Source organism: Kitasatospora sp. NPDC058218 (genome assembly GCF_042882445.1).
GTDB lineage: Bacteria > Actinomycetota > Actinomycetes > Streptomycetales > Streptomycetaceae > Kitasatospora.
Map to the genome: position 1 here is coordinate 114,281 of NZ_JBHVWC010000011.1, position 22,707 is coordinate 136,987.

General features: G+C 74.8%; 16 protein-coding genes. 10 read left to right on the top strand and 6 right to left on the bottom strand.

The window, feature by feature from the left end; genetic code table 11:
• Nucleotides 1–106: 106 nt before the first annotated feature.
• The gene (locus tag ACFVYI_RS09480) at nucleotides 107–1,525 is read right to left on the bottom strand and encodes a uracil-xanthine permease family protein (protein ID WP_387882704.1); all 1,419 of its coding nucleotides are present in this window, start codon (nucleotides 1,523–1,525) and stop codon (nucleotides 107–109) included.
• Nucleotides 1,526–1,844: 319 nt separating this feature from the next.
• Entirely contained in the window at nucleotides 1,845–5,165 is a 3,321-nt protein-coding gene (locus ACFVYI_RS09485) for a BTAD domain-containing putative transcriptional regulator (RefSeq protein WP_387882706.1), read from the bottom strand.
• A gap of 160 nt (nucleotides 5,166–5,325) precedes the next feature.
• Here ACFVYI_RS09485 and ACFVYI_RS09490 point away from each other — a divergent pair, with 160 nt between their 5' ends.
• The 9 genes from ACFVYI_RS09490 to ACFVYI_RS09530 all read left to right on the top strand — a co-directional run bounded on the left by ACFVYI_RS09490 (nucleotide 5,326) and on the right by ACFVYI_RS09530 (nucleotide 17,410).
• A complete protein-coding gene (locus ACFVYI_RS09490; RefSeq protein ID WP_387882708.1) occupies nucleotides 5,326–6,459 on the top strand; it encodes an alkene reductase in 1,134 nt (377 codons plus the stop codon).
• A gap of 207 nt (nucleotides 6,460–6,666) precedes the next feature.
• A complete protein-coding gene (locus ACFVYI_RS09495) occupies nucleotides 6,667–7,227 on the top strand; it encodes an alpha/beta fold hydrolase (RefSeq protein WP_387882709.1) in 561 nt (186 codons plus the stop codon).
• 635 nt (nucleotides 7,228–7,862) lie between these two features.
• Nucleotides 7,863–8,660, top strand: a complete 798-nt coding sequence (locus ACFVYI_RS09500; RefSeq protein ID WP_387882711.1) for a phytanoyl-CoA dioxygenase family protein — start codon at nucleotides 7,863–7,865, stop codon at nucleotides 8,658–8,660.
• Nucleotides 8,657–9,223: a DUF6309 family protein gene (locus ACFVYI_RS09505; RefSeq protein ID WP_387882712.1), complete on the top strand. Its 567-nt coding sequence runs from the start codon at nucleotides 8,657–8,659 to the stop codon at nucleotides 9,221–9,223. The genes ACFVYI_RS09500 and ACFVYI_RS09505 overlap by 4 nt, the downstream gene beginning before the upstream one ends.
• 38 nt (nucleotides 9,224–9,261) lie before the next feature.
• Nucleotides 9,262–13,584: an amino acid adenylation domain-containing protein gene (locus ACFVYI_RS09510; protein ID WP_387882714.1), complete on the top strand. Its 4,323-nt coding sequence runs from the start codon at nucleotides 9,262–9,264 to the stop codon at nucleotides 13,582–13,584.
• Between the two features lie 138 nt (nucleotides 13,585–13,722).
• Entirely contained in the window at nucleotides 13,723–14,979 is a 1,257-nt protein-coding gene (locus ACFVYI_RS09515) for an aspartate aminotransferase family protein (RefSeq protein WP_387882716.1), read from the top strand.
• A 46-nt stretch (nucleotides 14,980–15,025) separates the two neighbouring features.
• Nucleotides 15,026–15,886: a TauD/TfdA family dioxygenase gene (locus ACFVYI_RS09520; RefSeq protein ID WP_387882717.1), complete on the top strand. Its 861-nt coding sequence runs from the start codon at nucleotides 15,026–15,028 to the stop codon at nucleotides 15,884–15,886.
• Nucleotides 15,883–16,650, top strand: a complete 768-nt coding sequence (locus ACFVYI_RS09525; RefSeq protein WP_387882719.1) for an SDR family oxidoreductase — start codon at nucleotides 15,883–15,885, stop codon at nucleotides 16,648–16,650. Before ACFVYI_RS09520 ends, ACFVYI_RS09525 begins: the two co-directional genes overlap by 4 nt.
• Nucleotides 16,651–16,654: 4 nt before the next feature.
• Nucleotides 16,655–17,410, top strand: coding sequence for a methyltransferase domain-containing protein (locus tag ACFVYI_RS09530; RefSeq protein WP_387882721.1), 756 nt, complete (start codon nucleotides 16,655–16,657; stop codon nucleotides 17,408–17,410).
• A gap of 98 nt (nucleotides 17,411–17,508) precedes the next feature.
• Here the strand turns inward: ACFVYI_RS09530 and ACFVYI_RS09535 are convergent, their stop codons facing one another.
• From ACFVYI_RS09535 to ACFVYI_RS09545, 3 genes are all read right to left on the bottom strand, one after another.
• Nucleotides 17,509–18,489, bottom strand: a complete 981-nt coding sequence (locus ACFVYI_RS09535) for a zinc-binding dehydrogenase (RefSeq protein ID WP_387882723.1) — start codon at nucleotides 18,487–18,489, stop codon at nucleotides 17,509–17,511.
• A gap of 85 nt (nucleotides 18,490–18,574) precedes the next feature.
• Nucleotides 18,575–19,159 (bottom strand): TetR/AcrR family transcriptional regulator, encoded by a 585-nt coding sequence (locus tag ACFVYI_RS09540; protein ID WP_387882725.1) that lies wholly within the window; start codon nucleotides 19,157–19,159, stop codon nucleotides 18,575–18,577.
• Nucleotides 19,160–19,258: 99 nt separating this feature from the next.
• Nucleotides 19,259–20,479 carry a Dyp-type peroxidase gene (locus ACFVYI_RS09545; protein ID WP_387882727.1) on the bottom strand — a complete coding sequence of 407 codons (1,221 nt, stop codon included), beginning with the start codon at nucleotides 20,477–20,479 and terminating at the stop codon, nucleotides 19,259–19,261.
• A gap of 31 nt (nucleotides 20,480–20,510) precedes the next feature.
• Between ACFVYI_RS09545 and ACFVYI_RS09550 the strand changes: the two genes are divergently transcribed.
• On the top strand, nucleotides 20,511–21,857 hold the full coding sequence (locus ACFVYI_RS09550) for a right-handed parallel beta-helix repeat-containing protein (RefSeq protein WP_387882729.1): 1,347 nt from the start codon (nucleotides 20,511–20,513) through the stop codon (nucleotides 21,855–21,857).
• Between the two features lie 33 nt (nucleotides 21,858–21,890).
• Here the strand turns inward: ACFVYI_RS09550 and ACFVYI_RS09555 are convergent, their stop codons facing one another.
• Nucleotides 21,891–22,622: a hypothetical protein gene (locus ACFVYI_RS09555; RefSeq protein ID WP_387882730.1), complete on the bottom strand. Its 732-nt coding sequence runs from the start codon at nucleotides 22,620–22,622 to the stop codon at nucleotides 21,891–21,893.
• Nucleotides 22,623–22,707: the final 85 nt, after the last annotated feature.

Consider the following 22,707-nt stretch of genomic DNA (forward strand, 5'->3'; position numbering starts at 1 on the left):
GGCCAAGCGGGCCGACCGATCGAGGCCCTTTCGGGCACGTCCACCGGTCGGCCGGGCACCGGGCGAGGGCTGCCCGGCGGGGCGCCCTCACCGCCGGCGCGGACCGCTACCGGGTGCGCGGCTGCGCCCCGCCCGCTCCCCCGGAGTCCTCGCTGCCCGCGTCGTAGGAGGAGGTGCCCTCGTCCAGCAGCGGCTCCTGCGTCTTGAGGTGCGCGGGCGCCAGTGCCCGCAGCACGTGGTAGCCGGCGATGACGACCAGGGTGCCCAGCGCGATGCCGCTGAGGCTGAAGGTGTCGGTGAACTTGATGGTGACGTTGCCGATGCCGATGATGATGCCCGCGGCGGCCGGCACCAGGTTCAGCGGGTTGCGCAGGTCCACTCGGGCCGTGGTCCAGATCTGCGCGCCGAGCAGGCCGATCATGCCGTACAGGATGACGGTGATGCCGCCGAGCACCCCGCCGGGGATCGCGGCCACCACGGCGCCGAACTTCGGGCAGATGCCGAACAGCAACGCGAAGCCGGCGGCGGCCCAGTAGGCGGCGGTGGAGTACACCCGGGTGGCGGCCATGACGCCGATGTTCTCCGAGTAGGTGGTGTTCGGCGGGCCGCCGACCGCGGTGGAGAGCATGGAGCCGACGCCGTCCGCGGAGATCGCGGTGCCGAGCTTGTCGTCCAGGTTCCGGCCGGTCATCTCCCCCACGGCCTTGACGTGCCCGGCGTTCTCCGCGACCAGCGCGATCACCACGGGCAGCGCCACCAGGATCGCGGACCACTCGAAGGACGGGCCGTGGAAGTCGGGCAGGCCGACCCAGTCCGCCGAGCCGACGCCCGACAGGTCCAGCCGCCAGTGGTCGGTGAGGTGCCCGCTCGCGTCCACCGAGTGGATCCGCCCGAAGACCCGGTCGAACAGCCAGGAGATCGCGTAGCCGAAGAGCAGCCCGAGGAAGATCGCCACGCGCGACCAGAAGCCGCGCAGGCACACCACGGCCAGCCCGGTGAACAGCATCACCAGCAGCGCCGTCCACTGGTCCTGCGGCCAGTAGGTCGAGGCGGTGACGGGCGCGAGGTTGAAGCCGATCAGCATCACGACCGCGCCGGTGACGATCGGCGGCATCGCGGCGTGGATGATCCGTGCCCCGAACCGCTGGACCGCCAGGCCCACCAGGAACAGCGCCACGCCCACCACGAACACGGCGCCGGTGACCGTCGCGCTGGTACCGCCCTGCGCCCGGATCACCGCGGCCACGCCGACGAAGGACAGCGAGCAACCGAGGTAGCTGGGCACCCGGCCGCGGGTCGCCAGCAGGAAGATGACGGTCGCGACGCCGGACATCATGATCGCCAGGTTGGGGTCGAGCCCCATCAGCACGGGCGCCACGAAGCTCGCGCCGAACATGGCCACCACGTGCTGGGCGCCGAGCCCTGCCGTGCGGGGCCAGGAGAGCCGTTCGTCGGGGCGGACGACCGCTCCCGGCGCGGGCGTACGCCCGTCACCGTGCAGCTTCCAGCGCACGCCGAGATCCATGTGGGGGTTCACTTTCTCTGTACTTCCGGGGGGTGTCCGCACCATTCTCGTGGTCACCGGGCCTCCCGCACGCCATCGCCCCCACCCCTGACCTGCGCGCCCGCGCGGCGCGGGGGCCACCGCGGCCGGCCGGTCACCGTCGTCGCCCCGGCCGCAGGGGGCCCGGGGCGCGGAGCACGGCCGGGCCCCGCGCCCCGGCACCGGGTCGGCAGCGGCCCGGTGCCGGTGCCGTCCGGAACCACCGGCTGCCGCGTACCGGAACAGCCGGAGCCACCGGAGCCACCGGAGGGACCGTCATGGAACGGCCGCCGTGGCCGGTTCAGGACTCGGTGGCGGTACTGACGGCGACCGGGAGCGGGAGGGAGGCCCCCTGGTCGAAGGCGGTGGCGAAGCGGGCTGTGCCCAGGGCCGCGCGGACCGTGGCGGCGATCCGGTCCACGTCGGCGCGTTCACCGGGCGGGAGCGGGGCACCGGCACTTCGGCGGGCGGCGTCGGCGGCGCCGAGGAGCAGTGCCGCACGGTTGAGTGCCGAGGCGCCGCCGGTGGCCGCGGCCGCGCCGGCGGTGCCCTCCAGGGAGAGGGCGAGGGCCCGCGGCTCGGCCAGCTGCCGGGCATGGGCCAGACCGCGTGCCTGGTGGGCGGCGGCCTGCGCGGGCAGGCCGCGCAGTTCGGCGACGAAGCCGAGTTCCACCTCGATCAGGTGCCTGCCCGCGGTCGACGACGGGTAGTCGTCACGCATCGCCCGGAGGTGGCGCTCCGCGTCGTCGAGGTCGCCGGCGCGCCGTGCGCCCAGGGCGAGGCCCATGACCGCGAACACCTCGCCGAAGAGGTGGCCCTGCTCGGCGGCCGTACGACGGGCCCGCTCGTGGAGCAGCCGGGACCGCTCCCAGTCACCGGCGAGGAGCGCGAGGCGGCCCAGGCCCGCGAGGCAGGCGGAGGCCTCCACGGCCAGGCCGAGCTGCTCGGCGAGGCGCAGCCCGACGCCGTGGCGGGCTTCGGCGTCGGCGTAGTCACCCTCGATCTCGGCGAGCGCGGCGAGGACCGGCACCGTCTGCAACTCGCCCCAGCCGTCGCCGAGTTCGTGGAAGAGCGCGGCGGCGGTACGGCCGTCACGGCGGGCTGCCGCGAGGTCGCCGACGGCCAGCGCGGTCCGGGCCAGCAGGGCGCGGGCGGCGGCGGTGCCCCAGCGGTCGCCCGCGGTGGCGCAGTGGTCCAGGGCGCGGGTGCCGACGGCGTGCGCCGCGACCGGGTCGCCCGCGTGGTGGAGGCCGTGGGCGAACAGCCACAGCGCCCGGCCGCGCCGGACGGGGTCGGCGATGTCCGCTTCGGGGCAGTCCCGCTCGGCCGGCCGGTGGCCGGTCAGCATGGCGAACGCGTCGTGCAGGAGCCGGAGTTCGGCGAAGGAGGATGCCGAGGCGGGCGCGGTGGCCGGCGGGCGGGCGGCGGCTTCCAGGACGGTGGCGAGGGCGCGGCGGGCCTCGTGGAGACGCCCGCGCAGCAGCCACCAGGGGCACAGGGCGGCGGCCACGCGGGCGGCGCCGTCCTGGTCCCCGGTGCGCAGCAGGTGGTCGAGCGCGGTTCGGATGTTGGCGGACTCGGCGTCCAGACGGGCGAGCTGGAGGCGCTGTCCCGGCCCGCGCAGAGGGGCTTCGGCGTGTTCGGCCACGTCGCGGAAGTACGCGGCGTGACGAGCCGCGGTGGCCGGGTGCTCACCCGCCTCGTGGAGCCGGTCGCGGGCGTAGGCGGCCACCGATTCGAGCAGGCCGTAGCGCGGGCCGTCGCCGGTGTGCGCGGCCTCGACGAGCGAACGGTCGACCAGGCGCCCGACCAGGTCCAGGACGGCGTCACCGGTGATACCGTCTCCCGCGCACACCGCCTCGGCCGCTTGCAGGGAGCAGCCGCCGGGCGGCACGGCCAGCCGCCGCAGGACGGTCTGTTCGGGCGGGGTGAGCAGGTCCCAGCTCCAGTCGATCACCGCGCGCAGGGTCTGCTGCCGGGCCGGGAGGCCGCGCTGCCCGGACCCGAGCACCCGGAACCGGTCGTCGATGCGAGCCGCCAGCTCCCGCACACCCATGGCCCGCACCCGGGTGGCCGCGAGTTCCAGGGCCAGCGGGATGCCGTCCAGACGGTGGCAGATCTCCGCGACGGCAGCCCGCGTCCCGTCGTCCGGCGTCGCGTCGTCCCCGGCAGGCGCGGCGGACCCCGTCCCGTCGTCCCCGGCGGGCGCGGCGAACCCGGGCGCGGCCGCGGCGGCCCGTTCGGTGAACAGCTGCGCGGCGGCGACCGGGTCGAGCGGGGCGACGGGGAACACCGCCTCGCCGGGCAGCCGCAGCGACTCCCGGCTGGTGGCGAGGATGCGCAGCTCCGACGCGGTGTCCAGCAGCGTCGCGACGAGGTCGGCGGCGGAATCGATCACGTGCTCGCAGTTGTCGAGGACTAGCAGGACCCGGCGCCCGCGCAGGGCCACCGCCAGCGCGGGCAGGAGGGCGCCCGGGGGCGCGGCCGGTACGGCGGCCGGGCGGATGCCGAGCGCCGCGGCCACCGCCTGGGCGAGGTCGGCGGCGTCGGCGGGCAGGGCCGCGAGTTCGACGAGCTGCACCCCGTCCGGCGCCCCGCCCTCGGGGTCCTCCGCGAGGCGGCGCGCGAGGGCCAGGGCGAGCCGGGTCTTGCCCACTCCGCCGGGGCCGGTCAGCGTGACCAGGCGCTCGGCGCGGACGAGACGGGCGAGGGCGTCCAGCGCGGGGCCGCGCCCGACGAGCGTGGTCCGCGGGGCGGGCAGGTTCGACGGCCGGAACGCGCCCGGGTGCCGGCCCCCGACGGCGTCCGCGTCCGGGGACCCGACGGGCGAGCGGGCCGGGACCGGCGGGGCCTCCGGCGCGGCCGCGGACAGGAGGGCGGCCGCGGGCAGGAGAGCGGTGTCCTGCCGCAGGATCGCCTCGTGCAACGCCGCCAGTGCGGGGCTCGGGTCGAGGCCCAGCTCCTCGGCGAGCACCGCCCGCAGTTCGCCGTACGCGGCGACCGCCTCGCTCTGCCGGCCGGTCCGGTACAGCGCCCGCAGCTGTACGGCGCGCAGCCGCTCGCGCAGGGGGTGGCGGTCCACCAGTTCGGCCAGCTCGCCGAGCAGCAGCGGATCGGCGAACTCCAGCCGGGCCTCCACCAGTTCCTCGACGACGGCGAGCCGTTCCTCGGCCAGCCGCTGCGCGGCCGGGCGGACGAACTCCTCGTCGGCGAAGTCGGCGTACGCGTCTCCGCGCCACAGATCCAGCGCCCGCGCGAACTCGGCCGCCCGGGAGCGCGCGTCGGTCTCGCTCCGGCCCCGTGCGGCGAGTGCCCGGAAGCCGGCCGCGTCGACCTGGGCGGTGTCGTCGTCGAGCCGGAGCCGGTACCCGGCCGGGTGGTGGGTCACCCGGTCACGGCCGATCGCCCGGCGCAGCTGGGAGACCTTGGCCTGGAGCGCGTTGGCGGGATTGGCGGGCGCGGCGTCGCCCCAGATGTCGTCGACGAGGCGGTCGGGCGACACCGGTCGGCCCTCGTGCAGCAGGAGGTCGGCCAGCAGGGCCCGCACCTTGGTCTCGGGCACCCGCACGGGGACGCCGTCGGCATCCCACACGGCCAGCGGACCGAGCACCCCGAACCTCATGGGCCACACCCTACACAGGGTGATCATCCGCTGGTCGGACGGGCTGCCGGCGAACCGTCAGCAGAGCATCAGCAGAGCCGAAGCGGGCGGCGGGATCGTCTGATCAGCGGGCCGCAGGCGGCCCCGACGACACCACCACGGACCACCGAGGAGCACGATCATGAGCACGAACACCGCGGTCGCGGCGGACATCGACACCGAGTCGGCCGGCCCGGACTCCCCGCTGTTCCGGCCCGCCCGGCTCGGCGCCCTGCGGCTCGCGAACCGCCTGGTGATGGCCCCGATGACGCGCAACCGCGCGAGTGCCACCGGCGTACCGGAACCGATCATGGCCACGTACTACGCCCAGCGCGCATCGGCCGGGCTGATCGTCGCGGAGGCCACGACACCGAACGCGGTGGGTGCCACCTACCCCGACATCCCGGCGATCCACGACGAGTCGCACGTGGCCGGGTGGCGCCGCGTCACCGACGCCGTCCGGGCCGCCGGCGGGCAGATGTTCCTCCAGCTGCAGCACGGCGGGCGGGTCGGCCACCCCGAAACCAGCGGGCACCACCCGGTCGCCCCCTCGGCGGTGCCGCTGCCCGGCACGATCGTCACCCCGTCCGGGCACCGGGAGAACGTCGTGCCGCGCGAGATGACCGAGCAGGAGATCCACGCCACCGTGGCCGACTTCGCCGCCGCGGCCCGCCGCGCGGTGGACGCGGGCTTCGCGGGGGTCGAGGTCCACGCGGCGAACGGGTACCTGCTCCACCAGTTCCTCTCCCGCCACACCAACCACCGCACCGACGGCTACGGCGGGGCGGTCGCCCACCGCATCCGTTTCACCGTCGAGGTGGTCCGCGCGGTCGCCGAGGCGATCGGCGCCGAACGGGTCGGGGTGCGCATCGCTCCCGGCGTCACCGCCAACGCCATGACGGAGGACGACCTCGACGAGGTCTACCCGGCGCTCCTGGGCGAACTCGACGGCCTGGGCCTCGCCTATCTGCACGTCGTCTTCGCCGACCCCGACCAGCCGCTGTTCCACACCCTGCGCAAGGCCTGGTCCGGCCCGCTGATCGCGAACCCGGCCCTGCCCTGGCCCGGCCCCCTGCCCGCCGACGGCGGCCGCGCCGCCGCCGAGCGCCTCCTGGACGCGGGCGCCGACCTGATCTCCCTCGGCCGGGCGTTCCTGGCCAACCCGGACCTGGTCACCCGGCTGCGCACCGGGGCCCCGCTCAACCCGATCCGGGACGCGCACCTGATGTACGTGGGCGGCGAGACGGGCTACACCGACTACCCGACCCTCGGCTGACACGCCCGGCGCCCGCCCGACCGGTTGGCGAAGCAAACCGCCGAAACAGGTCGGCGGAGCAAGGCACCGGAGCAACCCGGCGGAGCAAGCCGGCGCAGCGATGGGTGTGGCGCTCGGTCACCCGCGCCTCCGTCCGCCAAGGTTGACACCGGCGGCCGGCGGCGGGCGCCGAAGGGGGCCGTGACGAGGACGCGGAGGACGATCGCCATGGCAGCGGCTCAGCAGATCCTGTTCATCCAGGGCGGCGGCGCGGGCACCCACGACGCATGGGACGACAAGCTGGTCGACAGCCTGCGGCGGGCGCTCGGGGGCGGGCACGAGGTCCGCTACCCGCGGATGCCCGACGAGGGCGAGCCGAGTTACGCCGGGTGGGCCCCGGCGATCCGGTCCGGCCTGGCGGGCCTGACGGACGGCGCGGTCGTGGCCGGCCACTCGGTGGGCGGGACGATCCTCGTCCACGCCCTCGCCGAGCAACCGCCGGAGCGCAGGCTCGCGGCGATCGTGCTGATCGCCGCCCCGTTCGTCGGCCGGGGCGGCTGGCCGGGCGACGAGTTCGAGCTGCCCGGCGACCTCGGCGCGAGGCTGCCGCACGACGTGCCGGTGCACGTGTTCCACGGACTCGACGACGAGACCGCACCACCGTCGCACGCCGACCTCTATGCCCGCGCGATCCCGCGGGCGCAGGTGCACCGGCTGCCCGGGCGCGACCACCAGCTGAACGGCGACCTGAGCGAAGTGGCCGAGGCGATCCGCCCCGGCAAGCCCTGAACCCCGCGCGCCGCCCCCTGACGAAGCGTCGTGGAAGCCCCGGCCGGAGCGTCGCGGAAGCCGCTGCTCGGGTGGCATATGCCCGTGCCCCGGTCCGGCCGTCGGATCTCGGCCCAGTCCGGCGTGGGGGCCGATCACCGCACCGGACGATACCGAGGGCGGGAGGGGCGGAAGTGCACGGGGCGGGTCGCCGTTGATCCCGCCGCTCAGAGGTCCAATCTTCACCTGGAGTCGAAGGTCTGTTCTCCCGGGGCGCGTGGGGCGACATCCACTTTGCCCGCTTGCGCCGGAAGGGTCGGCCATCTCCCCTTTGCGGCTTGCGGCAGCCGTACCGGAACACCTCCCACCGGTCGGCGGCGCGCCACCACTGGCCTGCGCAGGCACCCTCCGGCAGGCCGGACGGCGCACCGGGCGGGCACCGTGGGTGGACGAAGCGAGGCGCGCGAGCGCCTCGGTGGCCGGAACGAGACCTCGAACGCGCCACGGGTCTTGTGAGGGTTGATCTCCGCCCCGCAGACTCCAACACGCATAATCTCACCGAAAGTGATCAGTCCACTTCCCTCTGTGGCGGCTGGGTCGCCTGAGGTCTGCAGCGAACAACGCGTCAGCGTTGCGGGAAAGGGTGAATTGTCATAGTGCCGCTGTCTCTTGAAGAGCACGAGGCCCTCGGCGCCGCAGAGCGGGAACAGTTCGCGGATTCGGGGTATCTGGTCCTTCCGGGGTTGCTCCCGGCTTCCTTCCGGAACCGGCTCGTGTCCGAAGTGGACCGCTGGGTCGACGACGGTCTGCGAGCCCGCTCGATAGCCAGCTGCGTCGATCCGGACACGTACGACGCGCCCCCGGTACTGGAACTGGAGCTGCCGGGCCACGGTGAGCTGCTCACCCATCCCGTCCTGATGCGCCTGCTCTCCGAACTCATGGGCGCGCCGTTCGTCTTCCACCACCTGCACAGCGACAGACAGAGCCCGGGTGTCACCGGAAAGCCCTGGCACCACGACTACGAGCCCAACGACCGCTCGGAGCCGTCCCTGCTGATGGTGCACGCACTGCACTACCTCGGTGGCCTGGACGAGACGGTCGGCAGTCTCGCGGTGCTGCCCGGCTCCCACCGCGAGCCCGCCGGCAAGACCGCGCTCGCCCACCTGGGCACCGCCGAACTACCGGGCGAGGTCGTCATCGACCGGCTGCCGCCCGGATCCACGGTGCTGCTCAACTCGGCGCTGTTCCACGCCCGTCGGCCGGCTCCCGGAAAGGGCGACCGCCCGCGGTACTTCGTGGACGCGTCGTACTGCCAGGTGGGCGCGCGCTGGCGGCCGGTGAAGCCCTTCTGGCGGCGCATGCTGGCGCGGGCGAGGGAGCTGGATCTCGGCGGCGGGCAGTGGCCGGAGCTGTTCGCGGACCGGCATTTCACCGAGTACACGAAGACAACGTGAAGGGTATCGGTGTGGAGGTTCTCGGCTCGGCCACGTTCGCCGAGGTCCGCGAGGTCTACCTGCGCAACCACGACGCCGAGCAGGCGCACGAGGCGAACACCAACCAGGACGGCGAGGAGAACCTCCAGCGCGCCGACGAGCTGCTCGGCAGCTGGTGGCGGGTGCGGCTCGCGCGGACCGACGTCCTCGACGTCGTCCTGCCCTGGCACCTCAGCGAGGGCGGCGGGATCGAACTCGTCCCGCGCTCCGGGCTGACGGTGCGCCAGGCCGTGGACCGCATCCGGGCGGGCGGGCGGACGTGGGCCGAGGCGAACCCGGTGTGCTCGACGAAGGTGGGCCACCTGAAACAGGCGCCGCTCACCCCGGTGTACCTCAGCACCCTCCCGGTGTCGCACTCCGACTACTCGGACCTCCTCGTCAGGGAGGGGCTCATCCACCTCGACGGCCTGCACCGCATGGTCGCCTGGGAACTGGCCCGGCGCCTCCCGCGCGGGGCGTGGCTGGACGCGTTCGTCGCAGGTGACGTCCGGCCCCGCGTCCGGACCGCAGACCGAACCTCATGACGCCGCCCGCCCGCACGAACCGGAGACGAACACACGTGATGCCCGCGATACGGCCCGTCCCGTCACTGACCGATCTGTTGGCGCGCAACGCCCTCGCCCACCCGCGGCGGACGGCCCTGAGCGACGGGACGCGCTCGTTCGACTACCACCACCTCGACACCGTGGCCGACCGGGTCGCCGGCCTGCTGCGCGGGGCGGGCGTCGGCCGCGGCGCCCGGGTGGCCCTGGTCGGTCCCCGGGACGCCCGGCTGTTCGCGCTGCTGCACGGTGTCCTGCGGTCGGGCGCCACCGCCGTGGTGGTCGACCCGCAGTGGTCGGGACCGGACGTCCGCAGGCGGCTCGACGCGGTCGGGGTCGCCCGCGTGCTGACGACGGACGCCTCGGCACCGGTGCCGGAGCCGTACCGGGCCCTGGTCGTCGACACCGACACCGAGACCGAGACCGGCACTGACACCGTCACCGTCACCGGGACCGCCACCGGGCCCGCCGCGCCGGCTGCCACCGGCCTTCCCGCGCCGCGCGTCGCCGCGGTGGGTCCGGACCCGGAGCTGGCCTACCTCTCCTTCACCTCGGGTTCGGCGGGCGAGCCCAAGGCCGTCGCCGTCACCCACGCCAACGCGCTGCACTACGCCCGGTCGCTGTCCGACCGGCTGGGCCTGACCACCGCCGACGCCCCGTGCGTCGCCCACGTCACGACGCTGGCGGCCGACCTCGGCCACACCTCCTGGCTGCTCGCGCTCGCGACCGCGGGTGCGGTCCACGTCGTGCCCGATCACGCGACGCGTGATCCCCGCTCCTTCTGGGCATCGCTGCACGGCGCGGGGGTGTCGGTGCTGAAGACCACCCCGTCGCACCTGACGGCGCTGCTGGACGAGCGGCCCGCCACCGCTCCCGCCCTGCACACCGTGCTGCTGGGTGGTGAGGCCCTGCCCCGGACGCTGGCCGCCGCCCTGCTCGACGACGGCGTCGCGGACCGGGTGGTCAACCACTACGGCCCGACGGAGACGACCGTCGGCGCCACCTGCTTCCTCGCCGCGGCGGCCGGCGACCTGCCGGCGGACGAGGCGACCGTCCCGATCGGCACCGCGATCGGCGAGGTGGTCCTCAGGCTGCTGGACCCGCACACGGGCCGTCCCGTCCCCGACGGCGTGGCGGGCGAACTCCTCATCGGCGGAGCGGGCGTCAGCGCCGGCTACTTCGGACGACCCGACGAGACCGCCCGCCGCTTCGTCCGGCACGAGCAGGAGGGGGCGGCCCCGGCCCGGACGTACCGCACGGGCGACGTGTGCCGCCGCCGGCCCGACGGGAACCTGGTCTTCCTCGGCCGGTCGGACCGCCAGGTCAAGGTCCGGGGCTTCCGGGTCGACCTCGCGGAGATCGAGCGGGTGATCGAGGAGTCCCCGGCCGTCGTCCGGTCCGTGGTGGTCGCGCGGGACACCCCCGCAGGCGTCCAACTGCGCTCCGCCGTCAGGATCGCGGACGGCTGCGGCGTCACCCCGGCGGTGGACGCCCTCCGCTCCCACCTGCACGACCGGCTGCCCGGCTACTCCGTCCCCCAGGTGATCGTCCCGGTGACGGAGTTCCCGATCGGCCCGAACGGGAAGCTCGACCACACCCGCCTGGACGCGGTCATCAGCGGGGCCGTCGAGGACCGGGCGCTACACCCGCGGACGGGTCACGAGGACTCCCCGGCGGAGACCGCCCCGGGGTTGGCCCGCGCCATCGCACAGCTCTGGGCGAGCGCGCTCGGCCTGCCGCACCTCAGCCCGCACGCCGACGTGGTGACCCTCGGCGGAGACTCGATCCTCGCCATGCGCACGGTCGCACTGGTGCGCCGCGCCGGATTCCGCATCGTGTTCGAGGACTTCTACCAGCACCCGACCCCGACCCTGCTGGCTGCCGCCGCCCGTCCCGTGCGGGAGGACGCGCAGCCGGTGCCCGCGGCGGCGCGCCCCCGGGAGCGGGGGCTCGCGCCGGCCCAGCGGTGGCTGTTCCGCCAGCCCCTCGACGACCTCCGGCACTGGAACCAGTCCGTGCTGCTGCGCTGTGCGGTGGCCGTCGACCCGGGGGCGCTCTCGACGGCCGTCGAGGGCCTGCTCCGACGTCATCCCGCCCTGCGGCAGCCCGTCCTGCCCGACGGTCCCGGCGAACCGCGGCGCACCGGCGAGCTGGACGTGGTGACGTTCTCCGCGATCCCGCGGCAGGCCGGGCAGCTGGCGGAGACGGTCGACCGGGTCTGTACCGAACTGCACCGCAGCCTCGACCCCGCGGCAGGGCGGCTGATCCGGGTCCACCTCTTCACCGGCCCTCCGGGCGTCGACGACCGGCTGGCGGTGATCGCGCACCACCTGGCGGTCGACGGCCTCTCCTGGCGCATCCTGCTCGACGACTTCGCCCGTGCGTACCGGGCGGCGAGGTCCGGGCGGCCGGCCGACCTCCCGCCGACGGCCGACTTCTACGCGTGGGCCGCCACCTCGCCGCCGGCGTCCACGGCCCCGGGGGTGGACGCACCACGGCTGCCCGCGGCCGACCCCGGCGGCGGCGAGGCGGCAGCCATCAGCTGGTCCCTCGACCGCGCCGCGACCGCCCGACTCGTCGCACGGCACGGGCGGGGGCAGGGGCTGGAAGCGCTCCTGCTGTCGGCCTTCGCCGATGCCACGTCGAGCTGGAGCGGACAGTCCCGTCTGGCGGTCGAGGTCGAGACGCACGGCCGCGACGTCGCGGGCGCCGACGGCGATCACCTCGACACCGTCGGCTGGTTCACGGCCGTGAAGTGGGTGGCCCTCGACACCGCGGGCCGCGACGGTGGCGGCGGTGCGAGCCGCCCCACGCCGGCCGAGCGGGCGCGCGAGGTCGGGCACCGCGTTCGGGAGGCGCCCCTGTTACCGATGGACGTGACCGGCCCGCGCCCCGAGACCGGCTTCAACTTCCTCGGGACGTTCCGGTTGCCGGACGATCCCGCGCTGGGGTGGTCCGTCGCGCAGGAGCAGGCCGGTACCGCCCGCTGCACCGGCGGCGATCCGCTCTACCGGCTCCGCCTCACCGCGCGCATCGTCGAGGAGCGGCTGGTGGCCGACCTGGTGTACGGCCGGCCGGCGCTGTCCGACGAGGGTGCGCGGGGCATCGTCGCCGCCTTCGCCCGTGACGTGGCGGACGCGGCCGGGGTGGCGGCCCCGCCCGGTGCCAGGACGCCGCTGTCGACCTCCGGCCAGGTGCTGCACCCCGGCCACCGGACACCCCCCGGCCTGGCGCGGTGGCAGGTGCGCGAACCCGTCCGCGTACTCCTCACGGGGGCCACCGGCTACCTGGGCCGGCACCTGCTCACCGAGTTCGTCGCACGGGGGGCGCAGGTCACCTGTCTGGTGCGCGCGGAGCACGACGCCGCCGCGGCCCGACGGCTCGGTACCGCGCTCGGGCTCGGCTTCGGACTCGACGGGGTGACGGCGGTCGCCGGGGACATCGACCGGGAGGGCCTCGGGCTCTCCCGCAGCGGCCTCGCCCGCGCCCGCGGCGCCCAGGTGGTCGTCCACGCCGCCGCGGACGTCCGGCTGGTGGCGGCACCCGCCGACCTGGAGCGGACCAACCACGCCGCGGTCCGGCGGCTGCTGGCCTGGGTCGACGCCGAGGCTCCCGGGGCCGCCTTCCACCACGTCTCGACACTCGCCGTCGCCGGCGGCGTCGACGGATCCCCCCGCCGGTTCAGCGAGGCCGACCTGAGGATCGGCCAGAGCTTCCGGACCCCTTACGAGCGGGCGAAGTTCGGCGCCGAGGAGACCGTCCGGGCCTGGGCGGCCACCGGCCGTCCGTGGTTCGTCCACCGCAGCGGTCACATCGCGGCGCACAGCCGCACCGGCGCGTTCCAGCGCAACATCGGCGACAACCGGATCTACCAGCTCGTCCGCGGCTACGTCCTGGCCGGTGCGGCGCCGCACCGGCCGGCGACGACCTTCGCGTTCTCGCACGTGGACACGGTGGCCGCGGGGATCGCCGCGATCGCGACGGACCCGTACGCCGCGCCCGGCGTCTACCACGTCGAGACCCCCTACCAGGTACCCCACGACGAGCTCGTCGGCTGGCTCGCGGAGTACGGCTACCCGATCGTGCTCACCGACGACGACACCTTCGCCGAGGCCCTGACCCGCGTCGAGCAGACCCACCCGACCGCGGCCAGGCTGGCCTCGGCCTGGTCCCAACTCGACGACCGCAACATCGTCGTCGACAGTTCCTACACGGCGTCCGTGCTCGACCGGGCCGGGGTGCGCTTCGCCGCGCCGACCCCGCAGTGGTGGTCCGCCGCCCTGTCGTGGGCCACCCGGGCCGGGTTCCTCCCCCAGGCCGTGCTCTCCGGCCGGACGGCCTGACCGCACCCGACCGCGACCGCCACCGCCGACCGGTCACCCCTGACCCGATCACCGCCCGGTCACTCCCGGCCCGGTCGCCCCTGGCCGCATCACCCCTGGCCCAGTCACCGTGCACCACCGAACCCGAGGGTAGGTCCGATGTCCCAGCTTTCTCCGGTGCTCCAACAGGCCACGCCCGTCGTCGCGACCCGGGGCGAAGGGCTCCACCTCTTCGACGCCGACGGCCGGCGCTACCTGGACTTCACGTCCGGTGTCGGGGTGACCAGCACGGGGCACTGCCACCCCCGGGTGGTCGAGGCCGTGCAGCGACAGGCCGGCCGACTGATCCACGGGCAGTACACGACCGTGCTGCACGAGCCCCTGCTCACCCTCACCGAACGGCTCGGCGAGGTGCTGCCCGACGGGCTGGACTCGCTGTTCTACGTCGCCTCCGGCAGCGAGGCGGTGGAGGCCGCCCTGCGGTTGGCCCGGCACGCCACCGGTCGGCCGAACGTCATCGTGTTCGACGGCTCCTTCCACGGGCGCACGATGGGAGCGGCGGCCCTCACCACCGCGGGCAGCCGGTTCCGCGCCGGCATCGGCCCGCTGATGCCCGGCGTCGCGGTGGCGCCGTTCCCGTCCGCCTTCCGGCTCGGGACGACCGGGGAGGAGGCCGTGGAGCACGCCCTGCGAGGTCTCGACCACGTGCTCGCCACCGTCAGCGCTCCCGGCGAGACCGCCGCGATGTTCGTCGAACCGGTCCTCGGTGAGGGCGGCTACGTCCCGGCTCCGCCCGGCTTCCTGGCCGGTCTGCGCGAGCGGGCGGACCGGCACGGGATCCTGCTGGTGTTCGACGAGGTCCAGAGCGGCTTCGGCCGGACCGGCAGGTTCTGGGCGCACCAGCACGACGACGCCGTCCGGCCGGACGTCCTGGTCACGGCCAAGGGGCTGGCCAGTGGCTTCCCGCTGTCCGCGATCGCCGCGCCGACCGCGTTGATGCGAAAGGCCTGGCCGGGCTCGCAGGGCGGGACGTACGGCGGAAACGCCGTGGCGTGCGCGGCCGCGCTCGCCACGCTCGACGTCATCCGCGACGAACGCCTCGTGGAGAACGCCGCCGAACAGGGCGGGCGGCTGGCGGACGGCCTGCGATCGGTCGCGGCGGCGGCCCCGGCCGTGGCCGACGTGCGCGGGCTGGGACTCATGCTCGGCAACGAGTTCTGCCACCCCGACGGTTCGCCCGACGCGGCGGCCGCGAAGCGCGCCCAGCAGGCGGCCGCCGAACTCGGCCTGCTCCTGCTGACCTGCGGGGTCCACCTGAACGTCGTACGGATGATTCCGGCGCTGGTCGTCACCGCCGACCAGATCGACGAGGCGGTGGCACTGTGGTCGAAGGCCGTGGCCGCGGCGACGCAGTGAACCCCGGGACCGACGAGAAGGACGACGAGGAGGAGTCGTGTACGACATGTCCGATGGCACGGTGACCGAGATCGGCTGGAGCAGTGCCGATCTGGAGTCCCGACGTGAACGCTGGTCGCTCCCGCTCGGCGACACCGACCGACAGCTCCTCGGGGCCGACGCGCGGGCCGGGCGGTGGGACCTGGCCCAAGGGGTGCGCAAGACGCTCGACACCTTCGTGCGCGACAGCATCCGGTCGGTGGGCTTCGCGCACGTCCGCAACCTGATCGATCCCGCCGCGTCCGAGGACGCCGCCGTGACCGGTCTGTCGTTCGTCCTGGGGGAGTTCGGACAGATCGTGGTCCAGAACGCCCAGGGCGACCTGACCCAGGTGCTCCGCGACCGCGACGGCGACGGCGCGACCGAACTCGGGTTCCACTGCGACACCTGCGACCTGCTCGTCCTGCTCTGCCTGCAGCCGGCCGTGCGGGGCGGCGGGCTCACCAAGCTGGCCAGCGCCCGCCACGTGCACGACCTCATCGGGCGGGAACGGCCGGACGTGCTCACCACGCTCCAGGAGGACTGGACCTTCGACCGGACCGGCCGGGCCGGCGAGCAGGTCGTCGTCTCCCCGATCCTCTTCACCCAACCCGACACGACCGTGGGCTGCTACTACCAGACCCGCACCGTGCGGTCGTCCCCCGAACGGGGCGGCCCGCCGCTGAGCGCACGCCAGTGGGAGGCCCTCGCCGTGCTCGACGAGGTCCTCTACCGGCCGGAGATCGCCTTCGGCCTGGCCATGGCCGCCGGCGACCTGTTGATCATCCGCAACAGCCGGGTGCTGCACGGCCGTTCCCCCTACATCGACGAACCCGGTCCGAACTCCCGCCGGATGCTGCGGATCTGGATGAACACGGAGGTACTGTGAGCACCGAGGAAGCGGGAAACGGCAGGATCGCCGTCGTCACCGGCGGCGGCAGCGGACTCGGCCGGGCCGGTGCGCTCGCCCTGCTCGCCGCCGGGTGGTCGGTCGTGGTGGCCGGCCGGCGCAAGGACGCGCTGGAGGAGACCGTCGCCCTGGCACGGCTCGACCCGCGGCGGATCCTCGCCGTCCCGACCGACATCAGGAGCCCCGACCAGGTCGAGGCCCTCTTCCGGAGCGCTCGCGAGTACTTCGGCCGGGTCGACCTGCTGTTCAACAACGCGGGTGCGGCCACCGCGCGCAGGCCGATCGCGGACGTGCCGTTCGAGGACTGGACCCGGGTGATGGACACCACGGTCACCGGCACCTTCCTCTGCGCCCAGGAGGCCTTCCGCACCATGCGGGCGCAGTCACCGGCGGGTGGGCGCATCATCAACAACGGCGCCCCGTCCGCGCATTCGCCACGACCGAACTCCATCGCCTACACCACGGCCAAGCACGCCGTGCTCGGACTGACCCGGGCCCTGGCACTGGACGGCCGCAGGTTCGGCATCGCCTGCGGTCAGATCGACGTCGGGAACGTGGCCCCGGTCGACGGAAGCCCGCAGCCGCCCGCCATGCAGGCCGACGGGACGATGGCCGTGGAGGCGACGATCCCGGTGGAACGCTTCACCGAAGCGCTGCTACTGATGGCGTCGATGCCGCTCGACACCAACGTGCAGTCCCTCACCGTGCTGCCGACGACGATGCCGTTCATCGGAAGGGGCTGACCGGATGCTCGTCAGTGCCCGATCCTTCGACGAGTACCGGGCGATGTTCGCGTTGTCGGACCACGACCTCTCCCTGCGGATCCTGGACTGCCCGGGCGGGGCCGCGAGCTTCGTGGCGGTGGCCGGGGCCCGCGGCACGGACGCCGTCGCCGTCGACCCGCAGTACGCCCACGGCACGGACCGGCTGGGCGCCCTGGTGCTGAAGGAGATCGACCACAAGCACGCGGCGCTCGTGGCGAACGCGTCGGACTTCCTGTGGACGTGGTTCGAGGACGTCGAGAACTACACCCGCCTGCGCACCGAGGCCGCGCGGACGTTCGCCGCGGACGCCGCCGCGCGCCCGGACCGCTACCTCGCGGCCTCCCTGCCCCGCCTGCCCTTCGCCGACCGGTCCTTCGATCTCGTCCTCAGCTCCCACCTGCTGTTCTCCTACGGCGCCCAGCTGGACGAGGAGTTCCACCTGAACTCCCTGATCGAACTGGCGCGGGTGGCCCGCCGGGAGGTGCGGCTGTTCCCGCTGGTCCTGCACACCAGCGACCGGCCGTACGAGCCGCTGGACCGGATCCGGCACGAGCTGGCCGGCCACGGCATCGCGACCCGGCTGCAGCAGGTCGACTACGCGTTCCAGCGCGGCGCCGACCGGGCGCTCGTGCTGGACTGCACCGACCACCGCGCGCTCCCGCGCGCGAAGGCCTCCACCCCCGCCGGCTCCGGTGGTTCCGATCCGGTGCGGTGGCGGCACCTCGGCGCACATCCGTGACCTTCGACCGCGGCGGCGTCGCCCCCGGCCCGGGGTGCACGACACCGCCCACCTCCGCGAACCCGTGACACCCCGGGGTGTCACGGGTTCGCGGACGGTCAGTCGAGCGCGACGACCATCTTGCCCACGGCCCGGCCCGCCTCCATCACCCGGTGGGCTTCGACGATCTCGTCGAAGCGGAAGACCCGGGTGGGCCGAGCCCGGAGGACGCCGGCCTCGACCTGGGCGTAGATCTCGTCCAGCGGCACGTCCGAGAGCGGGAAGGCGGGGGTTCCCAGGACGAAGGCGCTGCCGAAGAAGCTGAGTTGGACACCGCTGGGCAGATCGGCGATCGGGTCGAAGTCCGCCACCGGGGAGAACCCGCCGAGGAAGCCGACCTGGCAGACCCGCCCGCGCGGCCCGACCGCGCCGAGTGAGTCGCGAAGCACCGCGTTGCCGACGATGTCGAGCAGCGCGTCCACGGCGAGCCCCCGGCGTCCGACCTCCGCGGCCAACCGCCCGTCGTCGATGAGCACTTCGGCGGCCCCGAGCTCCTTGAGCAGGGGCGCGTGCGCCGGTTCGCGGGTGGTGGCGAGCACCGTTGCGCCGTGGTGGACGGCCAGGTTGACGGCGGCCTGTCCGAGGGAGGAGGTCGCGCCCCGGACCAGCAGGGTCTCCCCTGCCTTGAGGGCGAGGTTCCCGTGCAGGGCGCTGTACGCCGTGGCGTACACCTCGGGCACCGCGGCCAGATCGGCCCAGGGCAGCCGCGAGTTCACGGCCACCACATTGGTCGCGGGGACGCTCACGAGTTCCGCGTAGCTGCCGTTGCGGGTCCGTCCCATCCCGCCGAGGATCGCCACCACCCTCGTCCCGGCGGGGAGCCTGCCCGAGGGGTCGGCCTCGACGAGGCCGGCGCACTCGATCCCGGGGACGGCGGCGACCTGACCCCAGGCGCCGCTGCGCATGTACGCCTCGGCGTGGTTGAGGCCGAACGCCCTGACCCTGATGAGGACCTCGCCGGTGGCGGCCACCGGGTCGGGCAGGTCGGTGACCGCGAGGACCTCGGGGCCGCCGTGGGCGGATATGACAATGGCCTTCATGTCCGGACCTCATTCTTGAGTAGTCATTCAACTATTGGGCCGAGAAAAGGGCCACCGCGCCCGGTGGCCCTGAAATGCCGCGCCGTCAGGAGAGCGTGACGAAGGCGTTGTCGACGACGGCCCGCAGGACCGCCTCGTCGGGATTGGCCTTGCCGACGACCATGAGCCCCTGGCAGGTCGCGACCAGCAGCTTGGCGCTGCCCGCCGCGTCCAGCGAGGCCCGCACCTCGCCCCGGCGGACGGCGTTCTCCAGGGCGTGGGTCATGCACCGCTCCAGGCGCGCCAGGTGGCCGCGCACGACGGCCGCCGCCGCGTCGTCCTCGGCGGCCTTCTCGATCGCCGTGTTGACCAGGAGGCAGCCCTGACGCCCTTCGGGGCTGAGCAGGTCGCGCACCAGCCCGTCGAAGTAGCCGCGGACCTCCGCGACCGACGCACCGGGCGCCTCCAGCTCCCCGAGCTTCCGGGGCACCACCAGCTTCGAGTAGCGCTCCAGCGACTTCACGAAGAGCGCGCGCTTGCCGCCGGGGAACGCGCTGTAGATGCTGCCGGGCTTGACACCCGTGGCCTTCACCAGGTCCTCGATGGACGTGGCCCGGTATCCGCGCTGCCAGAACCGGAGCATGGCCTGTTCGAGGACGGCGTCGGGGTCGAACTCGCGGGGCCTGGGCATGGGGGAAATATACATGAGTGACCATTCAAGAACAACGCCACGCAGGCCGGGGCGGAGGACCACGGGACCCGCCCGAACCCCGGAGCCACCCCCGGAGCGTCAGGACCAGAGGTGGTCGCCCAGGGCGGTGCCCTCCACGGCACCGGGGAGGACGTAGGCGACGGCGGAGGCGGTGTGTTCGAGGAAGGGGTTGAGGGCGTCGCGGGCGGCCAGGCGGTCCTGGACGCGGGTGAACAGGCCCGGGTCGCGCATGAACGCGCAGAAGAGCAGGCCGCGGTCGCCGGGGGCGTCGTCGTAGCTGTAGCCCCGGCGGAGCATGCGGGCACCGCCGTCGAGGCGGGGGCCGGTGAGGCGGACGTGGGCGGCGGCCGGGATGACGTAGGCGCCGTCCGGGTGCTTGGCGTAGAGGTCGGGCTCGTCGTGCTCGGCGGTGCCGGTCAGCGGGGCGCCGTCACCGGCGCGGCGGCCCATCGCGAGGTTCTGCTTCTCCTCGGGGAGCGCGGCGAACGCGGCGGTGTCCATCCGGATCCGCCGGTAGACCAGGACGGTGGCGTCCTGGTGCGGCCCCGGCGGGCCCCAGACCCACTGCCGGGCGGCGTCCTCGTCCGGGTTGGCGGTGCCGTCCTTGAAGCCGAAGAGGTTGCGGGGCGTGGCGCCCGGCTCCGTCCCGGGCAGGAAGCCGGACTGCGACCAGCGGGGCGTGGCGCCGGCGGCTCGGGCGGCCGTGGTGGCGAGTTCGGTGACGACGGCGAGCGTCCAGTGGTCGGCGGCGCAGAGTTGGAGCAGCAGGTCGCCGCCGCTGCGCGCCGGGTCGAGGCGGTCACCGGGGAACGGCGGCAGCTCGGCCAGTCCGGCGGGGACGGCGAGGCCGAGCCTGGCGGCGAGGCCGGGGCCGAGGCCGACCAGCGAGGTGAGCCGGGTGGTGCCGGCGGCCCGCAGGCGCGGGTCGGTCGACGGGCCGTCGCCGGCCGTCGCCGCGGCCAGGGTGCGGGTCCAGGTGGCGAGGAGGGTCCGCAGGGCCTCCCGGTCCGCGGCGGCGGAGGTCGGCGGGAGGTCGAAGGCGAGGAGTTTCGTCGCCGGGGGCTGGGGCGCCGTCACACCGGACTGCCGGGCGCCGTGGAAGGGGACCGGCGCCTCGGGCGGTGGAGCACCGGGTGCGGCGGCGCGGCCCGATGTGCCGTCGCCGGCCGCCAGTTCGCCGGCCGCCGCCCCGACACCGGCGGCGAGCACCGCACCGGCCGCCAACAGCGCCCGTCGCCGCCCGAGGCCGGGCGCGGCCGACGGGCTCGACGACGGCGCGTTTTCCGGTTCGGTGGGCATGCGCCCTATTGGAGACGATAGAACACATGCCATGCAAATCACCTCGCCTGATCGTCACTCAACTCCTGCGGCCGCACTGACCGCGACCGCCCTGGCCGTCGCGGTCGCCCTGGCCTCGGGGTGCTCCTCCGCGGGCCCGGCCTCGGACGACGCCAGGCATCCGGCCGGGAGCGTGGTCCGCGTGCCGCAGGACTTCCCCACCGTCCAGAAGGCCGTGGACGTCGCGCGCGAGGGCGACACGGTGCTGATCGGCCCCGGCACCTACCCCGAGAGCGTGCGCGTCACCAAACGGAACGTCGTGGTGCGCGGGACGGACCGCTCCGCCGTGGTGTTCGACGGCGGGCTCAAGCTCGCCAACGGCATCACCGTCACCGGCCCCGGCTCGGTGGTGGAGAACCTCACCGTCCACGGCTACCTGGCCAACGGCGTCCTGTTCACCGGCGTCACCGACGCGAAGCTGCAGCAGCGCGGCGCGGGCGGCTCGGCCTACGACCCGCTGGACACCGCCCGCTTCCCGCCCGTGGAGGGCTTCCGCGCGACGCGGGTGACGGCGTACAACAACGGCCTGTACGGCATCTACGCCTTCGACGCGCGCTCCGGCGTGATCGAGGACTCCTACGCCTCCGGACACGCCGACTCCGGCATCTACGTCGGCCAGTGCAAGCCCTGCGACACCCTGGTGCGCGGCAACACCGTGGAGCGCAACGCGGTCGGCGTCGAGCTGACCAACGCCTCGGACGGCCTCTCGATCCTGGGCAACCGGGTGGCCGGCAACCGGGTGGGCGTCACGATCAACTCCAACGACCTGGAGGCACTGGCCCCGCAGCACGGCGCGGTGATCGCGGGCAACGTGGTCGTCGACAACAACGCCGCCGACACGCCCGAACAGGCGGACGGGGGCTTCGGGATCGGCATCGGGATCGGCGGCGGTACCGCGAACCGGGTGGAGCGCAACCTCGTCCGGGGCAACCGCGCGGCCGGGGTGATCGTCACCGACCCGCCGGGGCACCCGGCGAGCGGCAACCGGGTCGAGGGCAACCAGGTGGACGGCAACGGAGCCGACCTGGTGCTCGCCTCGGCCGACCCCGACAACTGCTTCGGCGGCAACCGGCCCGGCACGCAGAGCCCGGACGGTCTGGAGGCCGCGGCCGGCTGCGGCGGCCAGGGGCGCGGGCCACTGACCGCGGGCCGCCCGGCTCCGGTGCAGGCGCCGCCCGGCGTCCCGTTCAGCCGGGTGCCGGCACCGCCCGCGCAGTCCTCGCTGCCCGATCCGACCGTGCCCGGCCGCCCGGCGACCGGCCTGCCGGGGGCGGTGGACCCGGGGGCTTACCCGCTCCCGACGGACGCCGGCGCGCTCCCGGCACGGCCGGCGGGGTGAGGGGCGGCCGGGGCGACGGGTGGCGGGCCGGGGTCAGCCGGTGAGCCAGGGCGCCTCGGGCAGCTTGGCGCCGTCGTCGTGCCCGGCGAACTCCACCGTGGTCGGGGTGCCCAGGCCCGGCATCCGCATCGTCACCCGCCGCAAGGTGCCGTCGCCGTCGACCCAGTAGGTCAGCGGCGACCGCCCGCCGTCGGGCGCGGCGCCCTGGGCGCGCGGGCCGGCGAACCGGTCGTGGCTCCGACCGTCCAGGCGCTCGCTTCCGAGCCAACGGGCCCCGGACTGGGCGAGCAGCAACGGGTTGTCCGGCCGGTCGGCGCCGAGCTGGACCAGCAGTTGGAGCCCGGCGTCCAGCGGGTCCGCCGTGTAGGTGCGCGGGGACCAGCCCGACCGGGGGACGCGCTCGGCCTGCTGCCAGGCCGGGCCGTCGGCGCCGGCCGGTGCGGGGGCGAGCCCGAGACCGCCGGCGTCCCAGACGACCAGGCCCTGGTCGAGCGGGCCGCTCGCCCCGGTGACCCGGTAGCGGCCCGCGCCCCGGCGGGTGCGGTAGTCCACGACGCCCTCGACCCGGACCTCGACGCCCCCGCTCTCGGCGGCGGTGAGTGCCACCGTGACCGGGCTGGCCTCGAACAGGTTCAGGCGCGACAGGGCCAGCCGGGAGGCCTCGTCGACGGTCACCGCCCGCTCCCCGGTCCCGTCGGCGACGGTCCGGTGGACGACGACGCCCGCCGCGGCGGCGACGGCGGCGCACGCCACGAGCGCGACCACGGTCCTGCGCCCGAGGCCCCCCCGGCGACGCGGCCCGCGACCGTCGGCCCCCGCCTTCCGGGGCTCCGCCTTTCGGGGCTCCGGC

Bases quoted from the DNA above. Each gene is read 5' to 3' on its own strand.
- ACFVYI_RS09540 (WP_387882725.1), bottom strand. From the start codon at position 19,159: ATGCCCAGGCCCCGCGAGTTCGACCCCGACGCCGTCCTCGAACAGGCC.
- ACFVYI_RS09510 (WP_387882714.1), top strand. From the start codon at position 9,262: ATGCCCGCGATACGGCCCGTCCCGTCACTGACCGATCTGTTGGCGCGC.
- ACFVYI_RS09520 (WP_387882717.1), top strand. From the start codon at position 15,026: ATGTCCGATGGCACGGTGACCGAGATCGGCTGGAGCAGTGCCGATCTG.
- ACFVYI_RS09535 (WP_387882723.1), bottom strand. From the start codon at position 18,489: ATGAAGGCCATTGTCATATCCGCCCACGGCGGCCCCGAGGTCCTCGCG.
- ACFVYI_RS09515 (WP_387882716.1), top strand. From the start codon at position 13,723: ATGTCCCAGCTTTCTCCGGTGCTCCAACAGGCCACGCCCGTCGTCGCG.
- ACFVYI_RS09545 (WP_387882727.1), bottom strand. From the start codon at position 20,479: ATGCCCACCGAACCGGAAAACGCGCCGTCGTCGAGCCCGTCGGCCGCG.
- ACFVYI_RS09490 (WP_387882708.1), top strand. From the start codon at position 5,326: ATGAGCACGAACACCGCGGTCGCGGCGGACATCGACACCGAGTCGGCC.
- ACFVYI_RS09550 (WP_387882729.1), top strand. From the start codon at position 20,511: ATGCAAATCACCTCGCCTGATCGTCACTCAACTCCTGCGGCCGCACTG.
- ACFVYI_RS09495 (WP_387882709.1), top strand. From the start codon at position 6,667: ATGGCAGCGGCTCAGCAGATCCTGTTCATCCAGGGCGGCGGCGCGGGC.
- ACFVYI_RS09480 (WP_387882704.1), bottom strand. From the start codon at position 1,525: ATGGATCTCGGCGTGCGCTGGAAGCTGCACGGTGACGGGCGTACGCCC.
- ACFVYI_RS09485 (WP_387882706.1), bottom strand. From the start codon at position 5,165: ATGAGGTTCGGGGTGCTCGGTCCGCTGGCCGTGTGGGATGCCGACGGC.
- ACFVYI_RS09530 (WP_387882721.1), top strand. From the start codon at position 16,655: ATGCTCGTCAGTGCCCGATCCTTCGACGAGTACCGGGCGATGTTCGCG.